Raw genomic sequence first — 8,343 nt, 5'->3', positions numbered from 1 at the left:
AAGGTGGGCGCGCCGCCGGTGGTCGGCCGTTGCCGTCGCGGCCATGGCCGACCGCATCAGTGGATGCCGGAAAGTCACCGTGCCGGAGCCGATGTCGACAAGCTCGGCCGCTGCCGCCGGTGTGAACACATCGGGCTCGACCGCGCGCCCTAACAGAACGCCCGTGGCGGCGAGCGTTTCGGCGATCGAGTCGCTGTCGTTCAGCGCCGCGACGAGCAATGCCGATCGGCTGTGTTCCGGAAGTTTCGCGCCGCGCGCGGAGAAGGCGTGTTCGAGGCGTTCGGTCATCGGCAAGACGGGAGCGGGTTCGGCGAGATCCACGACCGCCGTCGGCAACTCGATCAGCGCGAGTGGGTTGCCTTGGGCTTCGGCGAGAACTCGGCGGCGTACCGCGACGGATAGTTCCGGTGCGGCGCTGTCGAGCAGCGCCGTCGCGTCGTCGCTGGACAGGGGTCGCAGCCGCATGGCGGTCAGTCCCGCGGCAGCGAGCGGTGAGGCGATGCCCTCGCGCACGGTGGCGATCATCGCGATGGGTTCGCCGTCGATACGGCGCGCGAGGAAGGCGAGCACTTCGGCGCTCGCCGCATCGAGCCAGTGCACATCCTCGGCAACGATCAGCAACGGCCGGTCCGCGGTAGCCCCGGCGTCGGGGAGCGCAACATCAGCCAGCAGGGTCAATGCCGCGAGCCCCACCAGGTAGGGACTGGGTTCGCCGATGTCATCGGACATGCCCAAAGCCGACGCCAGCGCCTCCAGCTGGCGTGCTGGCAGGGCGTCGAAGCCCCGGCGCAGCGGATACAGCAGCCGCTGCAGTCCGGCGTACGGGAGGTTCTGCTCGGCCTCGGCCCCGGCGGTGCGCAGCACCCGCACCCCCGCGCTGGTCGCGGCGGCCATCGCCGCCGCGACCAGCGCGGACTTCCCGATGCCGGGTTCCCCTTCGATCAGGACTCCGCTCTGATCACCCGGTTCGTCCACCAGCCTGCCCAGGTCTTTCAGCTCGGTATCTCGTCCGAACATCGGCATTGCCGTGCTACCTCTTCCCGGGCGCCGCGTCGGAATGCAGTCCCGCCGCGACCCTATCGAACGGAAATACGTCACTTCCAGCGTCATCTGACCGATTCGCCGCAATAGCCGAGTTAGCGATCGTATTTACATGGCTACTGTCCGTTTTCACCTGATATCCACCTTGCCCCCCGCCGAGGTCATGCACGTGCTCACCGACTTCGGGTCGCGCCGCCCCGACGTGTGGCCGACCATCGACGCCGAGCACTTCATCGTCCACGAGCGCGGCGAAAACTGGGCCGAAGTCACCGAGGGCACCGCCGCCGCGTGGGAGCGCGCCCGCTACGAATGGGTCCCGGGCGGGGATACCGTCACCATCACCACGCTGGATTCCAAGCTCTTCGGCGCGGGCGGCGGCTGGGTCTTCCGAATCACACCCCACCTGCCCGGTTGCCGTGTCGATGTCGAACTGACCCGGACACCGCAGGCGTTCAAGGGCAAGATCCTGGCGGCGCTACTGCCCCTGGTCGGACCGTCCGCACTGCGCAAGTCCTTCGCGGCACCGCTGAAAGCCGCGTGATGCCCATGTCGCACAACACCTTCGACGCGCTCGCGGATGGCGTGCACGCCTTCGATTCCCACGGCGTCACCCAGCGCTACCATGTGTACGGCAGTGGGCCGGTCTGCCTGGCTCACCCAGGCGGGCCGGGCATCCACTGGGAATACCTGCGCATGCTCGAGCTCGAAAAGCACCTGACCATGGTGTACATCGAGGCGCTCGGCACCGGCAAATCCGGCCGCCTGCCGACGCATCCGAACGGCTACACCAGAGAGCGCTACAGCCTTGCGGTGCAACGGATCATCGATCGTCTCGACGTACCTCAGGTGTATCTCCTGGGGCACTCGCACGGCGCGTTCGTCGCCGCCCACCACGCGATCCACCGCCCGGACGGGCTCGCAGGGATCATCCTGTACGAAGGCGCACCGGTAACCGGACCCGAGCACGGCGCGGAGGCCACGCGGCGACTCCAGGAGTTCGCCGCCGCGCACGCCGATCGCCCCGGATTGAACGATGTGCTCGCGACCTTCGGTGCGATGCACAACATTTCGAGCGACGAGCAGACCCTTGCTGTCGCCCGCGGTGTCTTACCCTCGTACATCGCCGACTATTGGGGCGACGAACAACGTTGGGCTCCGGTACGAGATGCACTGCGCGCCAGTTACATCTCGGGACTGGACGCGATCGGTTCCCCCGATCTCGTCGACGACCGCGCTGCCCTGCCGAAATTGACTGTCCCGGCGCTGGTCATCGTGGGGCTCTTCGATGTCATCTGCGGACCGCGATGGGGTCGGGAACTGCACGACCTCATCCCCGGTTCGCGCCTGGTGGTCCTGGAACACAGCGGCCACCTGGGGCATCTGGAGGAACCAGCGCGCTTCGCGGATGCGGTTCGCGAGTTCGCGCATTCAGCACAATTCATGCCATCGCCGAGCGGCGGCACTCCGCAAAGGCTCGCACAATGAACCCGCGACAGACCGAACAGCCGCCTATCGCAACGCTTTTCGTCTGTGGACCCATAGCAATGTTGATATGGTCCGAGATCGCCGTGCAGTACGGTCGCGGACCGTCCGTGTGGCAGCTTATGGGCTGACCACTACCGAGCCCAGCCGCACAGATTTCGTGCCGCAGGGTATCGACGGCGCAATCGACCACCCGGTAACACTCGTACTCCACAACGAAAGAATCCGCCGACCATGATCTCTTGTGGTCGGCGGACTCGTTTGTGCTGCTATGACTTCGCGCTCTGGGCGACTCGTGGTTGCCGCTGATCCCGATATGTCTCGAGCAGTCGCAACCACACCTCACTGATGGTCGGGAAGGCGGGGACCGCATGCCAGAGCCGGTCCATTGTGATCTCGCCGGTGATGGCGATGGTGGCCGAGTGCAGCAGTTCGACGACGCCCGGTCCGACGAAGGTGGCGCCGACGATGGTGCCGCGTTCGGGGTCGATGAGGATGCGTGCCCGGCCGCGATAGTCCGGATCGTGCTGGAGAGCACCTGCGACCCAGCCGATCTCGTAATCGACGACATCGACCGTGCGGCCCTGCTGGGCAGCGTCCTCGGTGGTGAGTCCGACGGCTGCGATCTCTGGATCGGTGAACACGACCTGCGGGACGGCGACGAGATCGGCGATGCCGGTGTGCCTTCCCCACGGCGACGTATCGAGATCCCGGCCGGACGCCCGATCCGCGATGACCGCACCCGCGATTCGCGCCTGGTACTTGCCCTGATGGGTGAGCAACGCCCGGCGATTGACATCGCCTACGGCATAAAGCCATTCACCGTCGACGGCAGTCACCGTGCAGGTGTCGTCGGTGGCGAGCCACTCCCCCGAGATCAAACCGACTGTCTCCAAGCCGATGTCGTCGGTGCGGGGCGCGCGCCCGGTCGCGAGCAATAGTTCGTCGGCGATGATCCGGGTGTCGTCGGTCAGGCACAGGTGGACGCCGTCATCGGGTCCGCCCGCTCGGTCAGCGGTCACGATGCCCGAGTCGAATCGCAGCTCGACGCCAGCCGCCCGGAGCCGCTCGGCCACCAGATCCGCGGCAAAGGATTCGACGCGACCGAGCAGCCGCGATTCCCGGGCGATGAGAGTGACCTCGGCACCGAGAGCCCGCCACGCCGTGGCCATTTCGACGGCGACAACCCCCGCGCCCAAAATGGCGAGCCGGCGCGGTACTTCCCGGGCACTGGTGGCCTCGCGGCTGGTCCACGGCCGCAGCCTGTCCAGCCCCGAAAGCGGCGGTAGGGCCGCCCGGGTACCGGTGCAGACCGCGACCGCGTGCCTGGCACGCAATCGCACGATGCCACCATCCGGGGTCCGGACCGTCACCTGCCGTACCCCCTCGAGTTGCCCGTGGCCGCGAATGAGGGCGACACCAGCGGATTCGAGCCATTCGACCTGGCCGTGGTCGTTCCATTCGGCGGCCATGCGGTCGCGGTGTTTCAGGACCGCGCGGGCATCGAGCGGTCCGGTGACCGCGCCCTCGACACCGGGGAATCGTGCGGCCTCGGCGTACAACAGGGCGGGTCGCAGCAGCGCTTTACTGGGTTCGCAGGCCCAGTACGAACATTCACCGCCCACCAATTCGGATTCGATGATGACCGTGCTGAGTCCGGCGGCGCTGGTGCGGTCGGCGACATTTTCGCCGACCGGCCCGGCCCCGAGGACGATGACGTCGTAGGTCTGGATAGTGTTGTCAGACATGGTGTTCCTTCGGGGCCGCGTAATCAGCGGCCGGGGGCGCGCTGGGTGACTTCTTGTAGGAACCAGCCATTGCCATCCGGATCATGGAAGGCGGCGAAGGAGCCGTAACTACGACGCTCCGGGTGCGCTCCCGCAATGCGATCGGTGGTTCCGGCGTGGTGGTAGATGCCGGTGGCGTCCCGGAACGGGCCATCGACGGTGAGACCGCGTTCGGTGAGCTCGGTGACGGCCTTCGCGATATCGGTGACGGTGAGCTGCAGGCCGTGCAGCGTCCCGGGTGCGGCGGCGGTGACGCCGACCCCGAAGATAATGGAGCATTCGGAGCCTGGCGGGGTCACCTGGACGACGCGGTAGCCGTCGTTCACCGTGAAGTCGGCGTCGAGCCGGAATCCGAGTTGCCCCGCATAGAACGCCTTGGCGCGGTCGACATCCGAGACCGGCAGCACCACGACTTCGAGTTTCATATCCATGGTTGGGTTCTCCTGTGGCGGTGTAATTTTCGGGTCAGAGCGTGGCCGTGGCGGCTTGTTCGATCACATCGGCGACCAGATCCGGATGCGAGACGGCGACCGAATGCGAGGCGTCGACCTCGGTGACGTGGGCCTTGGCGCGGTCGGCCATGAACCGCTGCGCCGCGACCGGGATGTTCAGATCCTGGGTGGTGACGATGTCCCAGCTGGGCTTCTCGCTCCAGGCCGCGACTGTCGCCTTCTCCTCGAGCGCGGACTGCGCGATGGGCCGCTGGGTGGCCGCCATGAGGGCGGTTTGATCCTCAGGGACATCGGCGGCGAACTGGGCGCGGAACTTGTCCTGCTGGATGTAGAGATCTGTTCCGGTGCTGCCGTCGGCATTGCTGAACGGCACCGGATTCAGGGTGCCGGGCAGCGTGGTGCCGGGGAACTTATTGGTCAGCTCGAGTGCGGTCTCGCCCGGTGCGGGTAAAAATGCCGCCACGTAGACCAGGGCTTTGACCTTGTCGTTTCCAGCTCCCGCCGCGCTGATGACAGACCCGCCGTAGGAATGGCCGACCAGGATGACCGGTCCATCGATGTGGTTGATGAGACCGCGCAGTGCGATGGCGTCGTCGGTGGGTCCGCGCAGCGGGTTGGCCGCCGCCACTACCGGATACCGGTTGCTGCGCAGCTTTTCGACGACAGCGTTCCAGCTGGACCCATCGGCGAAGGCGCCATGTTCCAGGATGACAGTCGGCCGCGGCGCATCGCCGATGGGAGCGGCGTGGGTGACGGCGTCGACGGCGCAGGCAACGACGAGACTGCCGCCCGCAATAGCGGCTGCGAGCGCCGCGCCGACCCGGGTCGCGCGTCGCCGAATGCGGCCATACTCGTTGTTGTCCATAGGATTTCGCCCTTCAAGCAAGTGGTACGAGGTGTGCCCTTCCACTGTCGCCCGCCAGGTACGGGTGGCACATCCGTCACCTGACGCTGGCATCGACGTACGTCGGCCGTCACCCCGAATGACGTACGTCGAGATCAGCGTCAGCTGACGGATGTGTGGTGTGGCCGCACCGAGCGAGAGTGATGTCCGACCAACACGATCGATTGGACGGATTTCCATGAACAACACTGCGACACTGCCTGTTTCGACAGCCAGACGCTCGTCGCTGACCCGCCTGTATCTGAGCCGCGGCGTCCTGGCGATCGCCTGGGCGCTCGCTTTCGCCGCAGCGCACGACACCCTCGATGCCGTCGCGGTCATCCTGCTGGTCAGCTACCCGCTGATCGATGCTGTGTCGTCACTGATCGACTATGTCGCCGTTCCGGAGGGTCCCGAACGTCGCGTGACGGCCCTCAATGGCGTATTGAGCGCGGTAGTCGCCGTCGCCCTCGGTTTCGCCGGAACCGCCGGCGGCGCGGCCGAGGTGCTCGGCGTATTCGGTGTCTGGGCAGCACTGTCCGGTGCGGCCCAACTGGCCGTTGGTCTGCGTCGGCGCGGCATCGTGTTCGGCAAGCAATGGCCGACGCTGATCTCCGGCGGCTTGTCCTTCCTGGTCGGGGCAACCTACGTCGCCCAGGCCGCCGGCGATTCACCGTCCCTGGACGTCCTGTCCATCTACGCCACCGGCGGCGGCGCCTTCTTCATCGCGCAGGCCGCGCTACTGGTGTGGAAGGCCCGCTCACACCGCTCGCGCGAACAATCTACCGCCGCATGAACATCGGCCACTTGATCACCTACGATCGCCGCTGTTCATCAAGGACCTGACCGTGGTCACTGTCGAGGGAGGTCCGCACAACATCGCCTGGATCCACCCCGAGATCGTCAACCCCGCACTGCTGAATTTCATTGCACGACAAGGACTCTCATGACCACACTCCCTCGTCCGCCCGCCGCATCGCAGGATCGCCGGTTCGTCCTGGGCGACCATCTGCGGATGACCATCCTCACCGCGCCGGAAGAGACCGATGGCCGACACGATCTCGCCGATATCACCCTGCCGCCGGGGGCGGACACCCCGTTGCACAAGCACACTCGGTATGAAGAGCGGCTCTGGGTGGTCGACGGCTCGCTTTCCGTATGGGCCGGCCGGGACACCTACACGCTGGGACCCGGCGACTTCTACACCATCACCATGAACACCCCTCATGCAATCGCGGCCGGCCCCGCGGGTGCCCGCGTCCTCAATATGAGTTCTCCGGCGCATTTCGTTGATCTCATTCGGCGTGCCGGTACACCCGAAGCCGACGCGACGCCGGATACCGAGTGGAATCTCGAACTCTTCGACAAGATCACCACCGAACTCGGCGATGTCATCCTCGGCCCTCCAGGAACGAAACCCACTGATCTGCCGGACAGCGACCCGGCATAGGGAGCCCGGTGGCGTGCGTGATCGAACCTGGCGCACACGCCACCCACCGACCCATCATTCGACAACTCGAAGAAGGACCTGATGTCATCACGACTGCACGGCAAGAAAGCTCTGATCACCGGCTCCACCAGCAATATCGGACGCGCGACCGCGCTGGCCTTCGCCGCCGAAGGCGCGCACGTCATCGTCTCCGGACGTGACCGCTCCCGGGGCGCAGCCGTCGTCACCCACATTCGCCGAGCAGGCGGGCAGGCCGATTTCATCCCCGCCGACCTCGACGGCAGTATCCGTGCCAGCCACGCCCTTGCCGCAGCGGCTACCGAACGACTCGGCGGACACATCGATATCCTGGTCAACAACGCTGGCATCTTCCCCTCGTCGACCACCCTGACCACCGACGAGCATGCCTTCGACCGCGTGTACGCCGTCAACGTCAAAGCCGCCTTCTTCCTCACCCAGGCGATCGCTCCCGACATGATCGGCCGCGGAAACGGCGTGGTCATCAACCTCGGATCCTGGGCCGCGCGCCTGAGCCTGCCGGTCGGAGCCCTCTACGCCTCAACCAAGGGCGCAATCGAAACCCTCACCCGCGCTTGGTCATCCGAGTTCGGCAGCCAAGGCATCCGGGTCAATGCCATCTCACCCGGAGTCATCGTGACCCCCGCCGAAGACACCGACACCGACCCGGTGGGAGTCCTGATGCACGGCACCCCGGCCGGCCGAACCGGACATCCCGATGCCATCGCCGCCGCGGCGGTCTACCTCGCCTCCGACGACGCCGCCTTCGTCCACGGCACCGTCATCGACGTCGACGGCGGCCGCACCGGCGTCGCGGTCATCAAAGATGTGGCATGAAGATCGAACAGGTTTCCGACTCGGTACACATGGTGTCGGGAACAAACGTCAACTGGGCCTCGCCCGGCGTGGAATGCGTCAGTCGTTTGACAGCACGGTCTCCACCTGGATGGATCCCTGCCGAGGAGACGAATCCGACCTGAACCAAACGGGACGACGACAGATCACGGGGCACCGACCAAACCACTTGCCACAAAACGTCATGCGCTGGCTATCGCGCCTTCGGCTAGCGTCGGATACTTGCGTGCCAACGGGAGTCTCAGGGTGAGCTGGCCCGTCCAGATCATGCGGGGCGCAGCCCCGAAAAGACCACAGCAGCAGGCACATTCACCAAACACACCGGCACCTGATCACCACCGAAAGTGCGGCGGAGCCGATTCCGGACACTCCCTT

9 protein-coding genes are annotated in these 8,343 nt (G+C 66.1%); 5 read left to right on the top strand and 4 right to left on the bottom strand.

What is annotated here, in order from left to right; translation table 11 throughout:
• A partial coding sequence (locus NN4_RS39780; protein ID WP_147142255.1) for an AAA family ATPase occupies nt 1-1,023 on the bottom strand: 1,023 nt, incomplete at its 3' end.
• 130 nt (nt 1,024-1,153) lie between these two features.
• On the opposite strand from NN4_RS39780, the gene NN4_RS39775 reads away from it, so the two are divergent.
• Together NN4_RS39775 and NN4_RS39770 are read left to right on the top strand one after the other, a co-directional pair.
• Nucleotides 1,154-1,582 (top strand): SRPBCC family protein, encoded by a 429-nt coding sequence (locus tag NN4_RS39775; protein WP_147142252.1) that lies wholly within the window; start codon nt 1,154-1,156, stop codon nt 1,580-1,582.
• A 5-nt stretch (nt 1,583-1,587) separates the two neighbouring features.
• Nucleotides 1,588-2,526 (top strand): alpha/beta fold hydrolase, encoded by a 939-nt coding sequence (locus tag NN4_RS39770; protein ID WP_222595254.1) that lies wholly within the window; start codon nt 1,588-1,590, stop codon nt 2,524-2,526.
• 266 nt (nt 2,527-2,792) lie between these two features.
• On the opposite strand, the gene NN4_RS39765 is transcribed toward NN4_RS39770, so the two are convergent.
• From NN4_RS39765 to NN4_RS39755, 3 genes are read right to left on the bottom strand one after another with little or no spacing between them, the layout of a single operon-like run.
• Complete coding sequence (locus NN4_RS39765; protein WP_147142246.1) at nt 2,793-4,271, bottom strand: dihydrolipoyl dehydrogenase family protein; 1,479 nt, start codon at nt 4,269-4,271, stop codon at nt 2,793-2,795.
• 23 nt (nt 4,272-4,294) lie between these two features.
• Entirely contained in the window at nt 4,295-4,741 is a 447-nt protein-coding gene (locus NN4_RS39760; protein ID WP_147142242.1) for a VOC family protein, read from the bottom strand.
• 34 nt (nt 4,742-4,775) lie between these two features.
• Entirely contained in the window at nt 4,776-5,627 is an 852-nt protein-coding gene (locus tag NN4_RS39755) for an alpha/beta fold hydrolase (RefSeq protein ID WP_147142238.1), read from the bottom strand.
• Nucleotides 5,628-5,844: 217 nt separating this feature from the next.
• Here NN4_RS39755 and NN4_RS39750 point away from each other — a divergent pair, with 217 nt between their 5' ends.
• From NN4_RS39750 to NN4_RS39735, 3 genes are all read left to right on the top strand, one after another.
• Nucleotides 5,845-6,441, top strand: coding sequence for a DUF308 domain-containing protein (locus NN4_RS39750; RefSeq protein WP_147142235.1), 597 nt, complete (start codon nt 5,845-5,847; stop codon nt 6,439-6,441).
• A gap of 150 nt (nt 6,442-6,591) precedes the next feature.
• On the top strand, nt 6,592-7,095 hold the full coding sequence (locus NN4_RS39740; protein WP_222595253.1) for a cupin domain-containing protein: 504 nt from the start codon (nt 6,592-6,594) through the stop codon (nt 7,093-7,095).
• 81 nt (nt 7,096-7,176) lie between these two features.
• Nucleotides 7,177-7,950: an SDR family NAD(P)-dependent oxidoreductase gene (locus NN4_RS39735; protein WP_147142232.1), complete on the top strand. Its 774-nt coding sequence runs from the start codon at nt 7,177-7,179 to the stop codon at nt 7,948-7,950.
• Nucleotides 7,951-8,343: the final 393 nt, after the last annotated feature.

It is taken from the genome of Nocardia ninae NBRC 108245, assembly GCF_007990755.1.
Lineage (GTDB): Bacteria > Actinomycetota > Actinomycetes > Mycobacteriales > Mycobacteriaceae > Nocardia > Nocardia ninae.
This window is presented reverse-complemented; position numbering and strand designations above follow the sequence as displayed.

Coding starts and splice junctions, on each gene's coding strand:
- NN4_RS39775 (WP_147142252.1), top strand. CDS start 1,154: ATGGCTACTGTCCGTTTTCACCTGATATCCACCTTGCCCCCCGCCGAG.
- NN4_RS39770 (WP_222595254.1), top strand. CDS start 1,588: ATGTCGCACAACACCTTCGACGCGCTCGCGGATGGCGTGCACGCCTTC.
- NN4_RS39765 (WP_147142246.1), bottom strand. CDS start 4,271: ATGTCTGACAACACTATCCAGACCTACGACGTCATCGTCCTCGGGGCC.
- NN4_RS39760 (WP_147142242.1), bottom strand. CDS start 4,741: ATGGATATGAAACTCGAAGTCGTGGTGCTGCCGGTCTCGGATGTCGAC.
- NN4_RS39755 (WP_147142238.1), bottom strand. CDS start 5,627: ATGGACAACAACGAGTATGGCCGCATTCGGCGACGCGCGACCCGGGTC.
- NN4_RS39750 (WP_147142235.1), top strand. CDS start 5,845: ATGAACAACACTGCGACACTGCCTGTTTCGACAGCCAGACGCTCGTCG.
- NN4_RS39740 (WP_222595253.1), top strand. CDS start 6,592: ATGACCACACTCCCTCGTCCGCCCGCCGCATCGCAGGATCGCCGGTTC.
- NN4_RS39735 (WP_147142232.1), top strand. CDS start 7,177: ATGTCATCACGACTGCACGGCAAGAAAGCTCTGATCACCGGCTCCACC.